The sequence below is a fragment of the Streptomyces sp. NPDC003943 genome (assembly GCF_053605265.1).
This window is the reverse complement of sequence record NZ_JBSGIW010000001.1, coordinates 1-20,498: the sequence shown is the minus strand read 5'-3', so window position 1 is coordinate 20,498 and position 20,498 is coordinate 1. Positions and strand designations below refer to the sequence as shown.

The following is a 20,498-nucleotide window of genomic DNA, read 5'->3' as shown; positions in this document are numbered from 1 at the left end:
CTCCTGGCAGCGCAGCCGTCCCGGCTTTGGACCCGATGCCGCCGGGAGTCCACCCGAAGGTCCTGCGGGACGAACTCGTGGCTGCGGCGGAGTGGGTGTCCCAGTACCTGAGCACCCTCCCGGCCGACGCGGTCAGCCGTCGGATGTCAGCGCAGCGGCGGGCCCGGCTGCGCGAGGCACCGCTGCCCCGCGCCGGCGCGGAGCTGGGAGAGGTGCTGGACTTCGTGCGCGAGGAGATCGCGCCCTTCCCGACCGGCAACGGGCACCCCGCCTTCTTCGCCTGGGTCAACTCTCCGCCCGCGCCGGCCGGGATCATCGCCGAGTTGCTGGCCGGTGCCATCAACGCAACCTGTGGCATGGGCGAGAACGCCCTGATGGACATCGAGCGCGGCACTGTGCGAACGCTCGCCGATCTGACGGGGCTGCCAGACACCACGGGCGGGGTGCTGACCAGCGGCGGTTCCATGGCCAACCTGCTCGCCCTGGCCACGGCGCGCACCTGGTTCCTCACTCGGCGCGGCTCGGGCGACGGCCCCGCCTACGACCGTGACCATGCTCGCCTCACCCTCTACTACAGCGCCCAGGCGCACATGTCCGTCGCCAGGGCCGCGGCCTGCATCGGTCTGCCCGCCCACCGGCTGCGTCCCATCCCTACCGACGACAACGACCGACTGGAGCCTGCCGCCCTGGGTGCCGCGGTCACGGCCGACCTGGACGCCGGCCTGCTGCCGTTCTGCACCGTCACCACCCTGGGCACCACGGCCACCGGCGCAGTCGACCCGCTTGATGCGGTCACCGACCTGTGTCGCCGTACTGGGATGTGGCACCACGCGGACGGCGCTTGGGGCGGACTCGGCGCAGCCGTCCCGGCCTTGGCCCCCCTTTACCGGGGTGTCGGAAACATCGACTCGCTGACCGTGGACCCGCACAAGACGCTCAGTGTGCCGGTGGGATGCGGAGCGCTGCTGGTCCCGGACCCAGAGCACCTGCACACGGCCTTCGCCCACCGCGCGTCCTACCTCACTGCCGGCGAACCGGACGCGCTCCCGTGGCTCTCCCACGCCACCATCGAGCTGACCCGCCCCGGCACCCGGGCCCTCGCCCTGTGGGCCACCCTGCACCACCTCGGCCGTGCCGGCGTCACCACCCTGATCGAGTACTACCTCACGCTGGCCGACCAGCTACGAGACAAGATCACCGCCCACCCCCGGCTGGAACTGGTGGCGGGCGGCCCCTGGCCGGTCGCCTGCTTCCGCATCGCCCACCCTGACGGCGACGCGGATGACCTTCACGCTCGGGTCGCCCACCGCGTCCAGGCCGGCGGACGTGCCTACCTCGCCACCGTGTCCGTACAGGGCTGCACAGTCCTGCGCGCCTGCCTGTGCAACTACCGCACCACCACGGACGACCTCGACCTGCTGATCCGCGAAGTCCTCCGCGCCGCCGACACAGACGACCGACGGCCGCACTCCGCGAACGAGCAGTCGACACACCGTCAATGACGTCAGCACGCCACCGCCATCGAAGGCAAACCACATCCGCTGGCCCCAGCTGCCGTCCGAACGCGCTGAACATCGCCAAGCTTCGGTGTGTCCCAGATGGGAGACCACTGTTGGTGCTTGCGCAATGGTCGCGGTGACCCCCTTCCTTCCATGCATACGAAGGAGATTCTGAGTGCACGGGTAGTTGTCACCTCCGCCGATGGTCTGTCGCGGATGCCCCAGCGAGGAGACCGACCTGTCTTCGCAGACGGGCGGCCGTACCGCGAAGGCCGTCGGCGTGCACGCGCTGCGTTGTCGGCTGTGTTGTACGAGGTCACACGAAACCTCGTCGTCCCCGGCACCGGACTCCGGGAACCCACTGCAATAAGCCCCGCCGGAGAACGAGGAACAGCACACCTCTCTCGCGCTCCGGACCAGCCCTCGGTCACCTCTGCCGCGGACGGCAGGGCCCCTTTTCGCTGACCGATACGTCGATCTGCGAAGCTGGTTGACGAGCGGAATGACAAAGGCGGTGCCGCCATATTCGGCGAACATTCAGGAACATCCGCAGTTCTGGTGACTACTGAGAACCTTCCCAGATTACTCCAGCCGTAGATCGTGATCTTCATGCCTCAGCGGCTTGCCGCTGGAAATGGCTGGTCTTGGATCGGGCCTGGTGGCGGCGTCGCCAGTCGGACCAGTCGAGCCGGTGGGCGGCATCGTGGGTGGGCTGAATGACGAGGGTGATGAACAGGCGGTGGATCTCGTTGCAGGTGAGCGGTATGAGGCCTTGCGGTATCGGCTGGCGGTTGTGCTCGTCGGCTCGGACGACAGCGAGGAAGGCATGGGCGAGCATGGCGAGGGTGACCCAGCGGGACCAGGACCCGAAGCGGCGAACCTGGTGTTCGTCGAGTCCGGCCAGGCCCTTGCCGTCGAACCGCCACTCGGCAACCAGCAGCTTCGCATCTGCCGGCACTTGGCGGTGTGGGGTGAGCTGTGCCGTCAGCTCGTCATACCGGGGGTCGATACCTCCCTGACCAGGATGACGGTCGATCCCGGCGGTTCCCGCTTCGTAGCAGTCGTTCCACGCGACGAAGATCGCCCACTGTTCACGCTCCAGCGCGACCAAGGTCTCGTCCGCTGGCCACACGAAGTACTCATCCGGTGCAACGGAGAAGTCCAGGTCGTGGCACTGGAAGTAGTGAGGCACCCCGTCGACGTCGACAAGACCGTCGCGGGGACCGTCGTACCACTCCAACTCGGCATATACATGCTCGAATCCGTCCGCGACCAGCCGCCGTTCGTCCCAGATCTCACCCACGCCTGCAGGCTACCGGTGACCAGCCCGGCACGGCACGGACATGAAGATCACGATCTACGGCTGGAGTAAGATACACGGCCCGGGGCAGGGCATCGACGCGGGTAAGAAGATCGCAGGCCCCAAACGGCACTCGGCGTCGACACTGTGGCCGCGTACGCAGTGTGAGTACAGAGGTTGTCGCACGTCTGTCGGTGGGGGACACCGACCTGTCGGCGTTCTGTTGGTGGGGGCCACGACCTTGGGGATGGGGCCGGTGGCGTCCGTGAACGCTCATGCCGTCCACGACCGCCGATGAAACCCCTGTGTTTGGACCCGTGATGAGGGAGAGTCGTTCGTGAACCAGTCGCTCGTGGATCGTATGTGGGAGTACCTGAACGCCGGCCTGGCCATGGACGTGGACGCGCTGGATGCCCTCTACGACCCTGGATTCGAGAACATCCGGTTCGACGAAGAAGGCCAGGTGGTGACCCTGACGAAGAACCAGTTCATGGGCCGCTTCCGCGCTCTGCGGGACCAGGGACTGAAGGTGGGTGAGTCACTCGACGACGTCAGTCTTCTGGCCACCAGCGTGTACGACGGCCATGGGACGATCATCATGCGCAGGGCCGAGGAGGGAGTTCCGGTGCTCTACAACTTCGTCTGGCGGTGCCAAGAAGGCCGCTGGACCACGCTCCTGCGCGAGTTCACCTTCCACAAGGACATCACCAACCTGTTCAGGATGATGGAGTCCACAGTCTCGTCCGCCTGAGTTTCTTGTCGCCTTCAAAGGGTCGACGTCGACGGCCTGGTCACTACCGGTCATTTGGCTTCCGCAATGGCCGACTGGAGTGTGGCGTTTCTACGATGATGCGCCGTGAACTAGTGCTCTGAGCGGGAAGGCTCTCCGGGTCGATGGCCTGTTGGATGCGCCCGGCGAAACCCGCGGCGGTGATTCGCGCTATAGGATCTTGAGCCCACGAGTGGATGCCGGAGGGCTGGGATGGAGGAGCCGCATATGCGCCTCGGCACTGATGATGCGTGGCTGGATCTGATTCGGACCGGTGGCGGCACCTGGCGAGTCAGTGCCGACTGGTGCTCCCGGCTGACAGCCGACTTCGCCGCGAACCTCAGTGATGCTGAAGTCGCGGACTTCGCGGGGCAAATACTCTCGCATCTGGACGCGGCGTCAGGTGTGGGCTTCGCGGCTGTGGTGACGCCTGGCCGCAATAATCCCCTGGCATTGAAGGCTCAGCCCGTTGGGGACGGATTCGCCCTCTTCGTGCGGTTGACCCCCAACGGGGACGACACCATGTGCCACCTTCAGATGGAACTCGATCCGACCCCCACCCAGGACCTGCGTGACATGTTCGACGCGTTGCACGCGGCGCTGGTGCCCTGACAGTCTGGAGCGCTGACTGGTTAGGCGGCTGCTCGGAGCGGACGCCCACCCCAGCGGATGCCTCTCTCGCGGCGGAGGCGTGCTCGTTAGCGTCGTTGGGTTGCCAGGACTGGGTGGCGGGGCGTAACCGCACCGAGCTCGTGCTGCCCCGCTTCACGATCCGCTGGAGCTTCTGTCCCTCCAGTTCCGTTAGCCTCCGAATCATCACCGGTGGTGCCATCCCGCCTCCCCTGCTGGTTGGAAGTATCTACTTCCAACCAGCACAACGAGCAACCCGGTGAACCTATGCAGTCACAGCGCTAAGACCTCGAGCCTGGCTGCACGCGCCTGCGCCGCGATGGCGACCCTGATGAGGCTCGTTGAATTTCCCCACCCCGTGCTCAGGGAGTGGACAGACCTGCTCACCTGGATTCCCCACCCACAGGGCGCCGACCTGCGGCCGGGCGCGACGGCGGAGTGGCCGCCCGATAGCCAGCCAGATCCGGGGGTGGTGCGCACGGTCCCGGGTGGGCGAAGCCCCCCAGCGCGAGGCGCGCGTTGTGGGCGGACTCGCTGCCTTCGAGGGGGTGGTCGCGGCGATCTACTCCGGCCTGCATTGGCGCACGATGCCCTCGATTACGTCATCCAGGCCGTGCTCGGCCACCTCGGGCGGCAGCATGCCGCTCACCGCCAGTCCGGCGTATCCGTGCAGCGCAGCGAAGACCGGCAGGGCCACACGCTCCAGCGGCCCCTGGCGCACCTCGCCCCGGTGCTGCCCGTCGCTGATCAGCTCCAGGAGCTGCTCAGACCACCGGTGGGCAGTCGTTCCCAGTGCTTCCGACGCCTCCGGGCTGTGCTTGACCGAGAACATCAGGTCGAGCAGTGCGGCGTTGGCCACGGCGAAGCCCACGTAGGCGCGGGCCGCAGCATCCAGTCGGTCGGCGAACGCCTCACCAGCGCCTTCCTGCGAGGCTTCGATGGCCTCGGCGAGCCGCTCGAACCCGGTTAGTGCCAGGGCGTCCAGCAGTGCCTGCTTGGACTTGAAGTGGCGACTCGGCGCGGCGGGGCTCACCCCGATCTCGCGAGCCAGCTCCCGCAGGGACAGCGCGCCCGCTCCCTTCTCGTGCAACGTCTGCTCGGCCCGTGCGAGCAGCGCGGCGGGGAGGTCTCCGTGGTGGTACGGGCGGTTCGTCATGCCCTCAGCCTAGCCGGGTGTGAGCGACACCCACATTGTTAATGTTGCATACATTGTGGTCAGTGCATACATTGGACTCATGGCAAAGAACACGCACACCCAGCCCTGGAACACCACCGACATCCCCGACCAGACCGGCCGCACCGCCGTCGTAACCGGCGCCAACAGCGGCCTCGGCCTCGCCACCGCCACGGCCCTGGCCGCCGCGGGCGCGCACGTCGTCCTCGCCGTACGGGACGCCAAGCGCGGCGAGGCCGCCGCCGCGACGGTGAACGGCAGCGTCGAGGTTCGCAAGCTCGACCTGGCCGACCTCTCCTCGGTGCGCGAGTTCGCCGACGGCTGGCACGGTGACCTGGACCTGCTCATCAACAACGCCGGCGTCATGAACGTCCCCGAGGGCCGCACCAAGGACGGCTTCGAGACGCAGTTCGGCACCAACTACCTGGGGCACTTCGCCCTGACCAACCTGCTGCTGCCACACATCACCGGCCGTGTGGTGTCCCTGTCGTCCACCGCGCATAAGGCCCCGGGCAGCCCTCGCATCCACTTCGACAACCTCGACCTGACCGGCGAGTACGACCCGATGACCGCCTACAGCCAGTCCAAGCTGGCGATGCTGCTGTTCACCCTGGAGCTCCAGCGACGGCTCGCCGCTGCCGGCTCGCCCGTCCGCGCGCTGGCCGCCCACCCCGGCTGGGCCGCCACCAACCTCCAGGGCAACGACGCCAGCACCCTGCGGCGCCTCTTCTTCCGCCTCGGCAACAAGTTCATCGCCCAGGACGGCCAGGCGGGCGCGCTCAACCCACTCTACGCGGCCGTCCAGGACCTGCCCGGCGGCAGCTTCGTCGGCCCCGACGGCATGTTCGAGATGCGCGGCCCGCCCTGGCCGGCCGCTCGGCGGCGGCCAGCGACCCGGCCACCGCCCGCCGCCTGTGGACCATCTCCGAGGAACTGACCGGCACCGTCTTTCCGGAACCCGTTCTGAGGGTGCGGGGCTGAGGCTACCCGCGACCCACTTCGCGGCTGGTGTCTGGCTCACGGGGCCCCGTGAGCCACCTTGACCGCTCGGCACGACCCGCGCACTCCACGAACGGACGGCCCTGGCCCTCGTTGCCGACGGCAACCGAGTGGGGAACGAAGAGCATCCCTGGCCGTTTTCCCAGGTTCTCATCAACCCCAGCCGTCCTGTGCGCATCCGTATCCCGCTCAGGTACGGACGTGGAGTCGGGACTCCTGTGGCGGACCACAGTTGTCCCGCCACAGTTGCTCGATCCGGTCGACGATCTCGGGCGGGATCTGATCCAGTGAGCAGTGCCGGACGCTGGAACGGTCCAGCAGCCCCCTCTCGCCGTGCGTGTCGTACCGGTTCTTCCACTTGGACAGGCAAGTGCGGGAGACACCGGCCTCGGCCGCCACATGGGCGATCGGACGGCTGCGGCAGCGCTCCACGAGCCTTCGGCGTCCCTCGATGTTCAAGGGAGCGTTCGCGAGCGTCACCGGACCCCCTCGGCGTTTCGGCCGACCGTAACCACAGTGCGGAAGGGCAACGCGATGAGCAGCGTGACGGCGACCAGCAGCCCACTTGCCCACAGCGGCCCCACGTTTCCTTCCTCAGCGCTGAGGGTGGTCGCGGCGATGAGGGGGCCGACGGCGGCACCGACGTTGAGTGCCGCGGTCGCATACGAGCCGGCCATGGTGGGAGCTCCTGCGGCCTCGTAGAGCACCCGCGTGATCAGCGTGCTGCCCAGCGCGAACGACAACGCGCCCTGCACGAACACCAGGATGAGCAGGACGACCGGCTCGTCAGCCAGCATCGCGAGGGCCGGCCAGCCGATCAGCAGCAGTGGACCACCGATCGCGATGACCAGGCCGGGACACTGGTCGGACAACCGGCCGGCGACGGTGACCCCGGCGAAGGAACCGGCGCCGAAGAGCACCAGAACGACAGAGATCCACAGCTCGTCCAGCCCGGCGATGCCGGTCACGACGGGGGCGAGGAAGGTGAAGCTTGCGAAGGTTGCCGCGTTCACCAGCGCGCCGAGCAACATCACCAAAATCAACGGGGGCCTTTTGAGCTGGGCGAGCTCCGCTCGCAGGACTGGCCCGCCGGCCGTCTCGTCCTGCCCACGTCCCGCCGGGATCCCCTTCAGGATGCCGAGAGCTGCGGGCAGGCAGAGTGCGGCGACGACCCAGAATGTGGTGCGCCAGCCGAGCAATGTGCCGAGTACCGACCCACCAGGGACACCGGCGATCGTGGCCACCGTGGTGCCTGACAGCAGCACGGCCAGCGCGCGGCCCTTCTTGTCCGGCGAGACGAGAGTGGCGGCAGCCGTCAGAGCGACCGCGAGGAACCCTGCGTACGCGAGCGCGGCGACGACCCGGCTGGCGAACAAGACCGGGAAGCTCGTGGTGAGGGCGCCCATGGCGTGGGCTGCCGCGAAAGCGAGGATGAACGCGAGAAGGCTGGAGCGCCTGGGGCAGTTACGGGCAAGCGCGGCTACGAGGGGGGCGCCGACGACCATGCCGATGGCGAAGGCCGAGGTGAGGGTGCCTGCTGCCCCGACTGTGACGTCGAGATCTGAGGCGATGTCCGGCAAGAGGCCGGCGAGCATGAACTCCGAGGTGCCCATGGCGAAGACCGCCACGGCAAGCAAATACAGCGGGAGAGGCATCGAGTGGCTCCGAGGTGAGGAGAGGCACGAGAAGGTCATCTCGTCACCGCGGCCAGCCCGGATGGCGCGCTCGGCCCACCGCAGAAAGCGGCGCGACGGCGGAGCTACGAACTCAGTGGTTCAGGGGGCTGACGGCGTGACCGAAAGCCCCCACCTTGTCTGACTCAGGACTCGACATGGTTCGCACGCTACCTGACCGATGCCCGTCGAAACACCTCGTTTCGCCGGCATTGGCCCCCGTCACCAACCTCATGTCCCGCAACAACCAAGGCGTCACCTCCGCCTACGAGACTCTCCTGCTCATCAACCGCCGTCTCGACGTCCGCACGAAGCCGAAACCGAGGCCATCTGCGAACGCATCATCCGCAAGCCCGCCTGACCAGCGAGCTGGCGTGTGCTGAACGGCATCGGGGCGGAGCCGTACCCAGCACCTGCATCCGAAGGAGCGGTGCACCACCCCTCCGCCTCCTCAACACCGTGAACGGCATCGGCGCACCGAAGGCGCAGGCCGGACCCGGCGGCACAGTGACACTCCCCGCACGTTGCGGCCTACCCGTACGGGACACCGCGTGCGGCCACGTCGAACCTGAACGTCACCGCGGGCCAGACCGTGGCCAGCCCGGTGACCGCCCCGGTCGAGGACGGCAGGATCACGCTTTACGACCAGGCCGGTTCGGTCGATCTCCTGGCAGACGTGGAAGGGTACTTCACCAACACGGCCGGGCAGGGCGACCGGTTCAAGGACGTGGCCCCGGCTGCCCCGGCCCGGATCCTGAACACCGTCGCCGGGGTGGGAGCGCTCAAGACCAAGATCGATGCGGGCAAGATCGTGAACCTTCAGGTCGCGGGCCGGGGCGGGGTACCGGCCACCGGCGTGTCCGCCATCGTCGTTAACGTGACGGTCACGAACGCGATCGCGTCGACGTACGTGTCGGCTTACCCCTACGGGACACCGCGTCCGGCGACCTCGAACGTAGCTGCCGGTCGTACAGTCGCCAACCAGGTCGTCGTCCCTGTCCGGGACGGAAGGGCCACGCTGTACAACCACTCAGGTGCGGCTGGCCTCCTCGCCGATGCGGCGGGCTATTTCACCGAGTGGGCGCGTTCGTTCGGACCCCAATCGCGCAGGTGCGGCGCACCGTTCCACGATGGTATGCCGGCCCTTCGCCGTACGGCTGAGACGTCGCGCCTCACAACATGGCGAGGAATTTCCGCACCGCCTGCTGCAGCCGCGTGATCCTGCAGCTGAATTGCCGCCCCACCGTGATCGCCGACGGTCGAGGCGCCGGCCCTGGTCCTCCCGCACCGTCGCGAGCGCGGGCAGAGTGAACCGCCGATCTGGAGGGAAGAGCGCAATGCGCCCGTGAGACCCGTCTTGGCCTTCAACCTCGCCGATCGAAGCGAGGGCAGGGCAGGGTAGGACAGTGAACGGTGGGGAGCGAAGAGCAGGTCTTATCGCCTGTGGGTAGGGTCGGGCTATGCCTGGTGAGTGGCGGATGGATCGGATCGGAGCTGCTCTGCGGGGCGAGAATCCGACCGCGTTGCGGCGGCTTGAGTCTGGATTCGCGGTGATCGGCGACGTTCAGTTCCAGTCCGGGTACTCCGTTCTCCTCGTGGACGAGCCGGGTGTGCAACGGCTGACTGACCTGCCGAGAGCCAGCGGCTGTCGTTTCTCTTCGGCATGGACCGACTCGGAGAAGCGGTTGAACGAGTCTGCCGCCAGCTGGACCCGGATTTCCGCCGGGTCAACCTGGAGATCCTCGGCAACACGGACCCGTTCCTGCATGCCCATGTCTGGCCGCGGTTCGAGTGGGAACCCGCGGAGCTGGTGGGCAAGCCGGTGTGGCTGTATCCGCGTGAACGGTGGGGTGACGAGCAGTTCAAGCTCGGCCCACAGCACGATGTGCTGCGGGATGCCATCGGCAGCGAACTGGACCGGTTGGCTCCGAAGGCCTGACGGTGCGGGCCCGCCGACCGGACGGTCGACGAGCCCCGTGACCAGTGACGGTCGAATGGGCGTGCAGGCGGTGCTGGGCACGAAGTGTTCGGCTTTGCGCTCGTAGCAGCGGTGGAGACCGCAGCAGCCGGCGATCCGAGCCATGGTGCGCTCCATGGTCCAGCGGTGGCGGCCTAGCCGCTGCGATGTCTCGATGCCCTTGCGGGCGATACGTGGACCCGAGATCGTTTCAGGAGATCCCATGGGAGCCGCCGGACGGGCTGGAGCCCGTCCTCAACTCCGAGCGCGCTAGGGGAACCGGGTGGTCCAGGCCGGGCCCAGATGTGTGGTCAGCGGCAGAACGAGGCCGCCCCCGGGGTGTCCCGGTGCCGCAGGGCGGCAAGCGGCGGGGACTTTCGTGGCCTGGACCCGTCGGGGTCGGCCGGGCCGGTGACGTTCGGGCCGCCCCCCCACGGCCCAGGAGGGCTTCGACGCGGCCGATGGCGTTGCCGAGGAGTTCGGTGAACCAGACGTGCCGGCCAGGCCCGGTCGCGATGTTGAACACTGCTGCCCTCCCACCTCTGTCCCATGCGCCGCGCCTGCCGTCCGCAGCGTGGCACACCCGCCCCCTCCGCGTCGTTTCCGCGCTCCGGCAGTCCCGGGCGGGTTCACGATGCCGACTCCGCACGCGGCATCAAGATCCGGAAGAAACCTCCTAGCTGATCCAGGAGTCCCGGATCGTCGGAATTTCCGGGCAGTGAGGCGACGCCCATCGTGTGGATGGAGGGGTGCAGGGGGGGAGCGGCTGGCGTGCCTGAATCGTCCTGAAGGGCGTCGCGGATCAGCTCGGTCACTCGGTGTGCGGGAGCGCGATGCCAGCTGTCCGGGCCGTCAGGGCCGTCTGCGATCGTGAGGGCGGTGATCGCGCGGATGAGCGGACCGAGGCTTGGCTTCGCGCCGAGGACCACTGATCACGACCTTCTCTAACCGCTCTAGGCCATCCGGAACGCAAGGCCGACCACGATCGAACAGATCGCGAGGCCGGTGACGAGCATGCGGGCGGGGACGGACAGGCGACGTACGACCGGTATGCAGAGCAGGCCGCTCGGTACGGCTGCGATGGCGAGGCAGATCAGCACCCATCGGAGCGGCATCCCCTCGGTCGGCCCCCTGTCGGCCTCTGCCCACATCGCCAGGAACCCCAGACACCCCAACAGCAGGAGAGAAACCGCCCACAAGACACCCGCCATCAAGGCGACGCCGGTCCCACGGCGCTGCGACGCCGGCCGGCCGGGGCCATAGAGCTTGACGTACGTATCGGGGTCCATGGTCGGCTCCTGCAGTCAAGGAAAGCCCATGTTCATCTCCGGGGCGCCCCGGGCATGGGTACGACCGCTCAACTTCGGGCGGGCACGTACTCAGTCGGCCCCGGCCGTGATCCGCTGGACAGGCCGCAAGGCCGACGCGTACCGGCGGTCAGCTGGCTCGGCATCGATCGGTCTGCAGGCCGCAACCCGCACCGGGCGGTCTCCTGTCGTGCGTGGAGTCGAACGAAGGCGACAAGTTTCTATGAAGCACAACGGATGAGAACAGGTGGCTTTGTTTATGAGAACGAACAGCAGATGTTCACAACTTCGGGAGGCACTAGAGCCCACCGAGAATTCGAACACTGCTTGAGCTTCGACCGGAGAGTCGGCTGCCGAGGCCTGACGGGCCGCCTGGACGGCTCAGTGGTAGCCCGTGGGCGGGCCCACAGGACGTGGCAGGGACTGGCGCCAATCACCCAGGCTCGTGAGGAGAAACTGGCGGGCGAGAGAACGTATGTCCTTCCAGGCCGGATCTGTGGTCAGGGCGTTGCCCCAGAGGCCGACGCGGCAGGTGGAATCGATCTCGTCGAGGCGACGACCGATGGCACGAAGATCGCGCAGATCCTCGTGCTCGAAGACTCCGCGGTCCGCGAGTCCTTCGGAGACGCGGCAGAGCAGTTCCACCTCTTCAATGACGTCCTTCGTCTCCAGCTCACGCGTGCCCAGCCAGGCAAGTTGATCCTGGGTGTCGGCTGCCAGGAGGGCCATGAAGCGCAGCGTCCAGGTGCGCAGGCGCGTGTCGCCGAGATGGTTCATGCGTGCAGGATCGCATCTGGCTCCCGCAACTGCGTTGGATGGCACGGAGGGCAGCAACGGTCGGCGCGGCGGCCGCGGAGGTTGCAGCACGACTACTGCTGCCGCAATCGAACGGTGCCAGACGGCGGTGCCTCCCGAAGTCGTGAACATCTGCTGTTCGTTCTCATGAACAAAGCCAAACAGGCACCAGTGGCTCGTCCCCATCGCATCCCGGAACGGAGGCTGGGGGCAGGGGGCAGGGGGCAGGGGGCCAGGAGGGGCGGGGGAGCGGATCTCGTCGCCCCAGTGAAGGCCCTGGACGGATCGGATCGGCCAACTGCAGGAGCCCACGGATCAGCCGAAGCGCCCAGCCTCAGCCGGCAAGATCACGATCTACGACTGGAGTACTGGGATCCTTCCTGTGCCTGCTGGAACTCACCGGCACCGCGGACCCGTTCACCATCGAGCCCGTGCCGCCGTTCCGAGAACGCTCTGCCGTCGCCATGGCCCCAGATCCAGCTCATCGGCGGGTCGACCGGGCCGGCGGCGAGCTCGGGGCAGGGGATTGGGGACCTTTCCAGTCCAGGCACAGGACGGTGGCGTCGTCCTTCGGCGGACGGCCGCCGTAGGCGTCGGTGACCGCGCCGACCAGGGTGCGCACGACCTCGCGGGGGTGTTCGGCTTCGGTCTTGCGCAGGAGGGCGGGCAGGTCCACCACCACGGCGTCGCGTTCCTGCATGCCGTCGGTGTGGAGCAGGAGCCGGTCGCCGGGGCGCAGGTCGAGGTCTTGGACCTGGTAGGCGCCCTGCTGGGGGATCCCGAAGGGCATGTTCACAGCCAGCTGCAGTTCGGTGACCGTGCCGGCGCGCATGAGGTAGGGCCAGGGGTGGCCTGCGTTGATGAGCCGGGCGTGGGTTCCGTCCAGGGCGATGCGCAGGAGTTGTCCGGTGGCGATGCTGCGGTGGCCGTGGTCGAGGAGGGCTTGGTGGGTCTGGCGGGCCTGTTCTGCGAGGTCGGCGCCGGCGCGGCGGGCGCCGCGGGAGGCGTTGACCATGAGGGTGGCCATGAGGGACGCGCTGACGTCGTGGCCCATGGCGTCGGTGATCGACAGGTGCAGCGTGCGGGTGTCAAGGCTGTAGTCGTAGGTGTCGCCGGCGATGTCGGAGGCCGGGACCAAAGCGCCGGCCAGGGTGAACTCGGGGGCCTCGCAGCAGGAGGCGGAGGGCAGGAGCTGGCGCTGAATCTCCGCGGAGAGGCTGACCGGGCCGGTGCGGTTGCCCCAGTGGTAGAGGTCGGTGAAGCGGCGGTCGGTGACGATGATGTACGCCAGCGCGTGCGCGGCGTCTTGGACCTGCGTGCGTACCTCCGGGGTGGCCTGCGCGAGGAACAGCTCCAAGACACCTATGGTGTCGCCGCGGTTGGTGACTGGGGCCAGCACCCGCTGCCCGTCCTGGCCGTCTTCGGCCACCACCAGCTTCTGGCTGCGCAGCACGTCGTCGTAGATGCTGCTGCCCGCCAGCGGGACCTGCTCGGCAGGCTGCCGTCCCGGCTCGGCCGTGGTGTCGTGGACCCGCAGCAGGCGTCGGCCGACGATGTCGACGAACAGGAACGACACGTACCTGGCATCGAACCGGTCGCGCAGATTGCGCGCCACCACATCCAGGGAGCGCACCGGCGCGGCGCCCTCAGCTGCTGCCAGTACCTCGCCCAGCCCGATCTGATCACTCGACACAGCGGCCTCCCGGAAGACGGGCGCGCTTTCCTGCCGGGCGGGCGTTGGCCAGGAGCGGACGGTCAGCACGTGCTGCACCCCGCTCAGGCGCAGCAGGCGGGCGACCGGGCGGCTGAGGGCGGTCAGCACCAGCGATTTCCCGGCCTGAAGGGCCAGCCGGTGCAGGTCGAGCAGGATGTGCAGACCGGTGGTGTCGCAGAAGGTGACGGCAGACAGGTCCACGTCGAGGCCGTCGCGGCTGGATTCCAGAGCCGCGATGAGGTCCCCGCGCAGCCCGTCGCCGTCTTCCATGTCGATCTCGCCGCGCACGCGGGCCAGCACCCGCTGCGGCCCCGGCGCGAAGACCACACCGACGACGGAAGGGTGCACGGTGCCGCTGATGTGCTCCGCCGCGCTGACGGGCAGCCGGTCGGGAAGAGGGGACATTACCTGCTCCCTTCACGCCCCGATACCTCGGGAAGAAGGCCTGGCGGGGGGCGGCGGCACGGTGGGCCCATGTCCCGCGCCGGTGCGCGGGTCAGCCGTGCGGTTGACGCTCACGGTGGTCACCATCCGTGGAAGGGTGGCCGGTCGCTCCGGCCCGGGGGTCGAGGTCGAGCAACAGGCGCAGAAGGTTCGCGACCTCGTGGTGACCCTCGGCCGGGTGGCGGAAGAGGGTCCCGGACGCGACCTGGTAGTGGTTGCGCCGGCCGTGACGTACCCGGGTGAGGTATCCGGCGTTCTCCAGATCGCCGACGATGGCCCCGGCCGCCCGTTCCGTGAGCCCGCAGCCGTCAGCCATGTCACGCAGCCGGATCTCAGGATCGCGAAGGATCATGGCGAGGATCCGGGCGTGGTTCGTGACGAACGTCCAGCTGGTCCGAGGCTCAACCTGCTCCATGCCCGAAATTATACGATTTGTGATTCCGGTTACGCCAGACCGGAACCCGAAATCCTGCGACGCACCTCAACAGGGCGCCGCGCGGTCTGGAGGCGCGCTGCTGGTCCCGGCGTGACCGTCAGCAGTCGCCGGCAGCCAGCTAGCGGAGAGCGTGGCTGCTGTGAAGCAGGGGCACGGTGGCACCACGGGTGCCGTCACCCCGGAGGTGGGGCGGGTGGGGGCCGGGGTTCCAGTGATCTGAGTCCTCCATCACGCTGACTGGTCCGTCCGGGGTGTGCTCGGGCAAAACGAAAATGATGCACGAGATCCGAGACGGGGACATCGGCCGCCTGTCGCCGCGCAAGCACCGCAACCTGAACCTGCTCGGCCGCTACAGCTTCACAGCCGGCGTCCCGGCCGCCGGCGCCCTGCGCCCGCTGCGCGACCCGGACGCCCCAGAACTGGACGAAGAAGAGGACGGAGGGCAGGAGTGAGTATCAGGAGCCGATCGGATCAATCCGTGACGGGCAGGCACTCGGCGAGCAGGGCGACGATGTCACGCCAGGCTCGCTGTGCGTGCCGTGGGTGGTAGCCGACGCCGGGAGGCACGGTGTGGTCGACCGGTGGGTGGTGGAAGGCGTGAAGGGCCCCTCCGTAGACCACGAGGCGCCAGTCGACGCCCGCGGCCTGCATCTCTGCGGTGAACGCCTCCCGTTGCGCGGGCGGCATGATCGGGTCTTCCGAGCCGACCCCGGCCCATACCGGGCAGCGAATGCGTGCCGCCTCGCCCGGTCGGCCCGTGGTCAGTCCGTTGACTGTCCCGATCGCACGCAGGTCGACGCCATCGCGGCCGAGTTCCAGTGCGACTGCGCCCCCGGTGCCGTAGCCGACGGCGGCGATCCGGTCGGGGTCGGCCCGTGGTTCGGCACGCAACACGTTGAGCGCGGCGTGACCGATTCCTCGCATGCGGTCGGGATCGGCGAGCAGCGGCATGCAACGGGCCAACATTTCCCCTGGGTCTTCCAAATAGCGTCCCCCGTGGAGGTCGAAGGCCAGGGCCACGTACCCCAGCTCGGCCAGAGCCTCGGCCCGCCGGCGCTCGACATCGCTGAGCCCCATCCCCTCGGGGCCGATGAGGACTGCGGGCCGGCGCTCGGCACCGGCCGGGAGCGCGAGGTATCCGATCATCGTCAGGTTGTCGGCCGGGTATACGACCGTACGGGTTGTGACCGTCGTCATGCGACTGGACGGTAATGACCGTTGCGTCCGCTCGGGGTGGTGTTCACCGATGGCAGACAGCAGCCTGTCTCGACTGCATCACCCGGACGCGTCGGCAGCCTGTCGTCAAACGATCGAATGACGACAGCGGTGGCGTGCGTCCAAGGAGCCCTGTGATTCAGGGGTCTGACGACGGCTCCGACCCGATGAGCCCGATGGCGATTGGCGACAGGGCTAGATGACACGAGGTCCGATGCGCCGACAGGAGCGGGGAGCAGCGTGGCCAGTCTCGTCTACATGCGTGTGCCGACCGACCAGCAGTTGACAGCCCGGCAGAACCGCGTCCTGGACGAGGCCGGGATCGAGGACCCGGTCGTCTTCGAGGAGGGGTCTGGCACTTCCAGCCGCCTACACCCGCTTGAGCGTCTGCGCTGAAGTTCGGCGACCTGCTCACCTACGCACGGCCGGATGACACCGCGCACATCTCCTGGATGTTCCGCCCGGTGCGCGGTACCGGGCACATCCTCGACGTGCTCCACGTCCTGCACCGCGACCGGCTCGCGCTGCGCATCCCCGACGGCGCGTTCGCCGGCACGACCTCACCGCCCGCCTCCCGCGCACCGGCGAGCTGCTGTCCACAGTGAAGCTCAGTGCTTTTCGCGGTTCGATCGGCGAACCCGTACCCCTTCGGTCCGGGCGAGCACCAGCTTCGGGAGCCGGCGCCGGCGTGGCCTGGGAACCAGGCAGGGCGAACGGCGCTCGCAGACAGGACCGGTGGCGAGACACGCATCGCTTCGACCAGTCGCAGCACCGTGCCCCGGCTGACGGAAACGCCGAGAATCTTCGCAAGGCCGCCGGCGCGGCCAGCCAAAGTTGGGCCCACCTCGGCCAAGGCTGAGCGCGGTGCTCGGTCAATCTGCCATGGCGGCGGGTCAGCCCCGGGACTGCTCAACGAACCCCTTCCGTCCGCACGCGGGGGCACGGCAGGCGAACCGACGGACCTGCAAGCGCCACACCACACGCCCCCTGTACTGGGTAGGTCCGCCGGAAACCGCAGGTAGGACCCGTGGATCCGAGTCGACCACCTTCCGGAGTCAGGACGTTCGGCACCGGCAGACCTGCGTATGACGCCGATCCAGATCGCCTCGCCGTCCTCCTCCGCGGACGTCACCGCGACCTCGTGGTCCGACAAGAACCGAAGCTCTTCCAACCAGAGCAGCGCATCGTTCACGGCCCCGAACTCTCGGGCACCGCACGGCAGCCCTGGTCGTTTCAAGACGATCTGGCGGGAGGTACGGCAAAGATCAACGGTCACGCAGCGTGGATGGACCACAGAATGTGAGCCAGAACCTGAGTTCGGGAGGCACTGGATCTCTTGCCGGCTCGGCATCGGGATGCCCTTGCTGGAGGCTGCTGATCACGCCGCCGCCCAGCGTGCAGCGGGCTCAGGAATCGAGCACGGCGGCGATGGCCTCGATCTCGACGAGCTGGTCCTTGTAGCCGAGCACGGTGACGCCCATCAACGTGCTCGGGACGTCGTGGTCGCCGAACGAGTCTCGGACTACCTCCCAGGCAGCCACCAGGTCCTCTCGCCGTGCCGACGCGACGAGAACCCTTGTACTGATGACGTCCTGGAGCGACGCGCCCGAGGCGGCGAGGGCAGCCTTCATGTTTTCGAGGGCCTTCATGGCTTGACCCGCGTAATCACCGATCGCTGCCGTGGAACCGTCCTCGTTCAGTGGACACGCCCCGGCGAGGAAGACCAGGCGTGACTCGGCGGGCGCCGTGGCCGCGTAGGCATACTCGGCGACGTCGGACAGGGAGGCAGAGCGGATCAACGTGATGGCACGCGCCATAGCCGTCGGGTCCTTTCCCATCGGGTGTTGAGCTCGGACATCCTGACAACACGCCGCCAGTTACCGCCTTCGCATTTCCTCGCCGCCAACCACGGTCAGGCCCATCCAGCCAGCCGGGTATGTCTCTCTTCCCCACCTGCCCCCTCTTGATGTCGAGCCGGAGCCGGACCGGAACCGCGGATGCCGTGGTCCGGTGAGGAGGGGGCGCTGGCCCGCGCGGAGACGGCCGGCAGTCACGCGGCGGCCTGGATCCGGTCCCTGCCTGTGTCGTCCGGCAGCTGGCTCAGCGGCCCGTTCGCCGACGCGGTCGAGGACGCGACGTGCAGCCTGGACCCTGAGGAGCGCGACGACCACACGCTATGGCGGCGCCTCGGATGTCTCCACGACCACGCGGAAGACGCACACCGGCGTCATTACTGCATGCCGGAGGTCTCGGCCTGTCTAGCGCCCGAGCAGCAGGTCACGCTCATCGTCATCGGCGCCTGCGCCAGCACCGTTCCGGAGCTGCTACCAACTACCCAGGCACGGTGATCGAGGACAGCGAGTGGGCTGCTCTGTGTTACCCGTACGCGCGATACGGATCCGGTCCATGACGGCTTCGAGCTGGGTGCAGTCGTTCACGTTCCCGCCGGGGATCGTGAACGCGAGTGGCCGGCCGTGGCCGTCGCAGGCGACGTGGATTTTGCTGGTCAGGCCGCCGTGTGACCGGCCGAGCGCTTCGCCTTCCCCGGGCCGCCTTTTCGGGCCCCGGCCGCGTGCTGATGCGCCCGCACGGTGGTCGAGTCGAGGCACGCGATCGTCCAGTGCACCTGCCCGATCGCGTCGGAGTGCTGCTGGACATGCGCCAGCAGCCGGTCCCACGTCCCGTCGGCCGACCAGTGCCGGAAGCGTTCGTAGATCGTCTTCCACGGCCCGTAACGCTCCGGGAGGTCACGCCAGGCGGCCCCGGTGGACAGTTTCCACAGGATCCCGTTCACGACCTGGCGCCGGTCCCGCACAGGTCTGCCCATCCGGCCCGGCGCCAGCAACGGAGCGATCAACGCCCACGATTCGTCAGTCAGTTCATGTCGACGCACCACGAACGGAGCAACGAGTCATCGACTTTACGGGCACGGCCTGGGGCGACGCAGCCGGTGCAGAGCGGCTTGTCGGTGCCGTCACTCAGCATTCCTGCAGACCGGGGGCCGGGTCCTGGCCGGTGCTGACATCGACAGCAGGCACGTTGCCCCAGGCCCCGTTGTCGAGCTGGGTCCAGTACCAGATGTCATTGCCACCCGGGTGGGGGTCGCCGTGGCCCCAGCACTGGAACCAGCTGAAGGTGCCGTTGAGCTGGCCACGGGTCGCCGAACGGTAGGAGCGGTCGGCATACCCTTTGGCCCCGGCCTTGTTGCCGCAGTACAGTCGGCCGTCTGAGCGGACACCGCATTCCGCAGCCGATGCCGGGAAACCGATCGCGGCCAGGCCGGCTGTCAGCGCGGTGGCCATGGCCAGCACGGTGATCTTCCTACGCACGTTCACGTATGGTCCTTGGTGGTCGAGCGCCTTCGCGCTGAAGTCGTCATGCGGGAGCTGGTGGATGCCCTCGGCTTCGGCGCCGAGGTTGATCACAAGTCCAGAGATAGGGCATAGCGGTCCCCGGGGCACAGATTGTCACCCGTGCGAGGGCGCGCCCCAGACGACGGCTGACCCTGGTCCCCTTGCGGGCCCTGGCACTGATTGTCAGCGCCTCAGCAACTCCTCATCGTGGTGCCTGCGGAATCGGCTCCTGAGCGGCGCCTCCTCTTAGAGGTTGTCTCTTTTGGCTCTCGGAACCCGGAGACGCCGTGCGCGGCGGGCCTGAGAATCTGAGTGGGTGGACGACCTCATTGGGACTCAGGCACCGCGGCTCCGACTGACAGAACCGTCGGAGTCGGTCGCCTATCTGGAACGGGCTGTGCCCGGCCTTGCCGCACATCAGCTGCCTATGTTGGCCAGCGTGGACTGGGGCGTGGTGGAGACTGAGCTGGGCATGGCCCTCCCTGCAGACTTCAAGCTGCTGTGCAGCCTTTATCCGGCGTTCGACCTGGGTGACTTCCTCCGGGCTGTCACGCCGGTCCCCGGCCAGGAGCAGGCTTGGGTGCAAGGCGTCCGCGACGATCTGGAGATCGTCGCCGAGTGGTGCGAGGACGCGGAGCTCGCCGTCCCGCTGTGCCCGTATCCCTCACCAGGCGGTTTGCTTCCTTGGGCGACCTCTCTTCAGGGCGACTTCTTTCTGTGGTCAACCAGCCCTGCCGGACCCGGGGAATGGGCGGTCACCGTCGCTTCACGCAACGGTGGGTGGTGGCACTACACCGGAGGGATGGTTTAGTTCCTTGCCGACCTGGTCACCGGGGCTGTCGAGCCGTGGGGCCTCCCTTCGGTCCGTGCAGAGGTCACCTGGGCATTCGGACGAGACGCCGACAGCCAATGAGGACCGCGGCTATGCCGACGAAGGCAAGGAAGTGTTCGGCCTTGCGTTCGTAGCGGCGGTGGAGCCGTCGGCGGCAGCCGGCCAGCCAGGACACGGTCCTTGCGACGACCCAGAGATGGCGCCCAGGTCGTGCGAGGATTCGCCACCCTTGCCGGACAATGCGATGGCAGATCCCGCGCTGACGTAGCCACCGCCGCAGGTAGTCATAGGGGGATCTAAGACGTCGTTTCTTTTGGCAGATGTACCGGAAGAAGTGGGTGGTCGCCGCCCTCGGCGCCGTCTTCGCCGTCGGCTTCTTCTTCTGGTACGTGCTCACCGAC

18 protein-coding genes and 8 pseudogenes are annotated in these 20,498 nt (G+C 68.0%); 11 read left to right on the top strand and 15 right to left on the bottom strand.

Translation table 11 applies throughout. The features are described 5' to 3' along the window. The first annotated feature begins 35 nt into the window (after positions 1-35). The gene (locus tag ACWEV0_RS00130) at positions 36-1,502 is read left to right on the top strand and encodes a pyridoxal phosphate-dependent decarboxylase family protein (RefSeq protein ID WP_453145256.1); all 1,467 of its coding nucleotides are present in this window, start codon (positions 36-38) and stop codon (positions 1,500-1,502) included. A 604-nt stretch (positions 1,503-2,106) separates the two neighbouring features. On the opposite strand, the pseudogene ACWEV0_RS00125 reads toward ACWEV0_RS00130, so the two are convergent. Continuing rightward, a pseudogene (locus ACWEV0_RS00125) lies at positions 2,107-2,409 on the bottom strand (IS701 family transposase); the annotation flags it as partial. A gap of 727 nt (positions 2,410-3,136) precedes the next feature. Here ACWEV0_RS00125 and ACWEV0_RS00120 point away from each other — a divergent pair. Together ACWEV0_RS00120 and ACWEV0_RS00115 are read left to right on the top strand one after the other, a co-directional pair. Continuing rightward, a complete protein-coding gene (locus ACWEV0_RS00120) occupies positions 3,137-3,550 on the top strand; it encodes a nuclear transport factor 2 family protein (protein WP_453144945.1) in 414 nt (137 codons plus the stop codon). Positions 3,551-3,781: 231 nt separating this feature from the next. Next, positions 3,782-4,180 carry a hypothetical protein gene (locus ACWEV0_RS00115; protein ID WP_453145274.1) on the top strand — a complete coding sequence of 133 codons (399 nt, stop codon included), beginning with the start codon at positions 3,782-3,784 and terminating at the stop codon, positions 4,178-4,180. A gap of 580 nt (positions 4,181-4,760) precedes the next feature. On the opposite strand, the gene ACWEV0_RS00110 is transcribed toward ACWEV0_RS00115, so the two are convergent. After that, positions 4,761-5,354 carry a TetR/AcrR family transcriptional regulator gene (locus ACWEV0_RS00110; RefSeq protein WP_453144944.1) on the bottom strand — a complete coding sequence of 198 codons (594 nt, stop codon included), beginning with the start codon at positions 5,352-5,354 and terminating at the stop codon, positions 4,761-4,763. A 79-nt stretch (positions 5,355-5,433) separates the two neighbouring features. On the opposite strand from ACWEV0_RS00110, the pseudogene ACWEV0_RS00105 reads away from it, so the two are divergent. Next, positions 5,434-6,353: pseudogene (locus tag ACWEV0_RS00105) on the top strand (oxidoreductase). A gap of 255 nt (positions 6,354-6,608) precedes the next feature. Here ACWEV0_RS00105 and ACWEV0_RS00100 read toward each other — a convergent pair. Together ACWEV0_RS00100 and ACWEV0_RS00095 are read right to left on the bottom strand one after the other, a co-directional pair. Continuing rightward, positions 6,609-6,851: pseudogene (locus ACWEV0_RS00100) on the bottom strand (helix-turn-helix domain-containing protein); the annotation flags it as partial. Continuing rightward, a complete protein-coding gene (locus ACWEV0_RS00095) occupies positions 6,848-8,026 on the bottom strand; it encodes a Cmx/CmrA family chloramphenicol efflux MFS transporter (RefSeq protein WP_453144942.1) in 1,179 nt (392 codons plus the stop codon). The pseudogene ACWEV0_RS00100 and the gene ACWEV0_RS00095, both read right to left, overlap by 4 nt. A gap of 622 nt (positions 8,027-8,648) precedes the next feature. Between ACWEV0_RS00095 and ACWEV0_RS00090 the strand changes: the two genes are divergently transcribed. Both ACWEV0_RS00090 and ACWEV0_RS00085 read left to right on the top strand, forming a co-directional pair. Continuing rightward, complete coding sequence (locus ACWEV0_RS00090) at positions 8,649-9,263, top strand: hypothetical protein (protein ID WP_453144940.1); 615 nt, start codon at positions 8,649-8,651, stop codon at positions 9,261-9,263. 241 nt (positions 9,264-9,504) lie between these two features. Then, positions 9,505-9,983, top strand: a pseudogene (locus ACWEV0_RS00085) (HIT family protein). Positions 9,984-10,052: 69 nt separating this feature from the next. Here ACWEV0_RS00085 and ACWEV0_RS00080 read toward each other — a convergent pair. The 6 genes and pseudogenes from ACWEV0_RS00080 to ACWEV0_RS00055 form a co-directional block, all read right to left on the bottom strand. Then, positions 10,053-10,196: pseudogene (locus tag ACWEV0_RS00080) on the bottom strand (IS5/IS1182 family transposase); the annotation flags it as partial. A 758-nt stretch (positions 10,197-10,954) separates the two neighbouring features. Next, complete coding sequence (locus ACWEV0_RS00075; RefSeq protein ID WP_453144938.1) at positions 10,955-11,290, bottom strand: hypothetical protein; 336 nt, start codon at positions 11,288-11,290, stop codon at positions 10,955-10,957. 399 nt (positions 11,291-11,689) lie between these two features. Next, positions 11,690-12,085 (bottom strand): hypothetical protein, encoded by a 396-nt coding sequence (locus ACWEV0_RS00070; RefSeq protein ID WP_453144936.1) that lies wholly within the window; start codon positions 12,083-12,085, stop codon positions 11,690-11,692. A gap of 499 nt (positions 12,086-12,584) precedes the next feature. After that, on the bottom strand, positions 12,585-13,796 hold the full coding sequence (locus ACWEV0_RS00065; protein ID WP_453145255.1) for a PP2C family protein-serine/threonine phosphatase: 1,212 nt from the start codon (positions 13,794-13,796) through the stop codon (positions 12,585-12,587). A 69-nt stretch (positions 13,797-13,865) separates the two neighbouring features. Continuing rightward, a pseudogene (locus ACWEV0_RS00060) lies at positions 13,866-14,222 on the bottom strand (STAS domain-containing protein); the annotation flags it as partial. A gap of 91 nt (positions 14,223-14,313) precedes the next feature. Further along, complete coding sequence (locus ACWEV0_RS00055; protein WP_453144934.1) at positions 14,314-14,676, bottom strand: helix-turn-helix transcriptional regulator; 363 nt, start codon at positions 14,674-14,676, stop codon at positions 14,314-14,316. Positions 14,677-14,972: 296 nt separating this feature from the next. Here ACWEV0_RS00055 and ACWEV0_RS00050 point away from each other — a divergent pair, with 296 nt between their 5' ends. Continuing rightward, positions 14,973-15,149, top strand: a complete 177-nt coding sequence (locus ACWEV0_RS00050; protein WP_453145273.1) for a hypothetical protein — start codon at positions 14,973-14,975, stop codon at positions 15,147-15,149. A 19-nt stretch (positions 15,150-15,168) separates the two neighbouring features. Here the strand turns inward: ACWEV0_RS00050 and ACWEV0_RS00045 are convergent, their stop codons facing one another. Continuing rightward, positions 15,169-15,894 carry a dienelactone hydrolase family protein gene (locus ACWEV0_RS00045; RefSeq protein ID WP_453144932.1) on the bottom strand — a complete coding sequence of 242 codons (726 nt, stop codon included), beginning with the start codon at positions 15,892-15,894 and terminating at the stop codon, positions 15,169-15,171. A gap of 276 nt (positions 15,895-16,170) precedes the next feature. Here ACWEV0_RS00045 and ACWEV0_RS00040 point away from each other — a divergent pair, with 276 nt between their 5' ends. Both ACWEV0_RS00040 and ACWEV0_RS00035 read left to right on the top strand, forming a co-directional pair. Further along, on the top strand, positions 16,171-16,308 hold the full coding sequence (locus tag ACWEV0_RS00040; protein ID WP_453144930.1) for a hypothetical protein: 138 nt from the start codon (positions 16,171-16,173) through the stop codon (positions 16,306-16,308). 68 nt (positions 16,309-16,376) lie between these two features. Then, positions 16,377-16,517: a hypothetical protein gene (locus ACWEV0_RS00035; RefSeq protein WP_453144928.1), complete on the top strand. Its 141-nt coding sequence runs from the start codon at positions 16,377-16,379 to the stop codon at positions 16,515-16,517. Between the two features lie 801 nt (positions 16,518-17,318). On the opposite strand, the gene ACWEV0_RS00030 is transcribed toward ACWEV0_RS00035, so the two are convergent. Next, positions 17,319-17,729, bottom strand: coding sequence for a RidA family protein (locus ACWEV0_RS00030; RefSeq protein WP_453144927.1), 411 nt, complete (start codon positions 17,727-17,729; stop codon positions 17,319-17,321). A 180-nt stretch (positions 17,730-17,909) separates the two neighbouring features. Here ACWEV0_RS00030 and ACWEV0_RS00025 point away from each other — a divergent pair, with 180 nt between their 5' ends. Next, a complete protein-coding gene (locus ACWEV0_RS00025) occupies positions 17,910-18,260 on the top strand; it encodes a hypothetical protein (RefSeq protein ID WP_453145272.1) in 351 nt (116 codons plus the stop codon). A 3-nt stretch (positions 18,261-18,263) separates the two neighbouring features. On the opposite strand, the pseudogene ACWEV0_RS00020 reads toward ACWEV0_RS00025, so the two are convergent. Together ACWEV0_RS00020 and ACWEV0_RS00015 are read right to left on the bottom strand one after the other, a co-directional pair. Beyond that, positions 18,264-18,808, bottom strand: a pseudogene (locus ACWEV0_RS00020) (IS5 family transposase); the annotation flags it as partial. An 82-nt stretch (positions 18,809-18,890) separates the two neighbouring features. Then, positions 18,891-19,337 (bottom strand): hypothetical protein, encoded by a 447-nt coding sequence (locus ACWEV0_RS00015; RefSeq protein ID WP_453144926.1) that lies wholly within the window; start codon positions 19,335-19,337, stop codon positions 18,891-18,893. 367 nt (positions 19,338-19,704) lie between these two features. On the opposite strand from ACWEV0_RS00015, the gene ACWEV0_RS00010 reads away from it, so the two are divergent. Beyond that, positions 19,705-20,076, top strand: a complete 372-nt coding sequence (locus tag ACWEV0_RS00010) for a hypothetical protein (protein WP_453144925.1) — start codon at positions 19,705-19,707, stop codon at positions 20,074-20,076. 64 nt (positions 20,077-20,140) lie between these two features. On the opposite strand, the pseudogene ACWEV0_RS00005 reads toward ACWEV0_RS00010, so the two are convergent. Continuing rightward, positions 20,141-20,386, bottom strand: a pseudogene (locus ACWEV0_RS00005) (IS5/IS1182 family transposase); the annotation flags it as partial. Positions 20,387-20,498 lie beyond the last annotated feature (112 nt).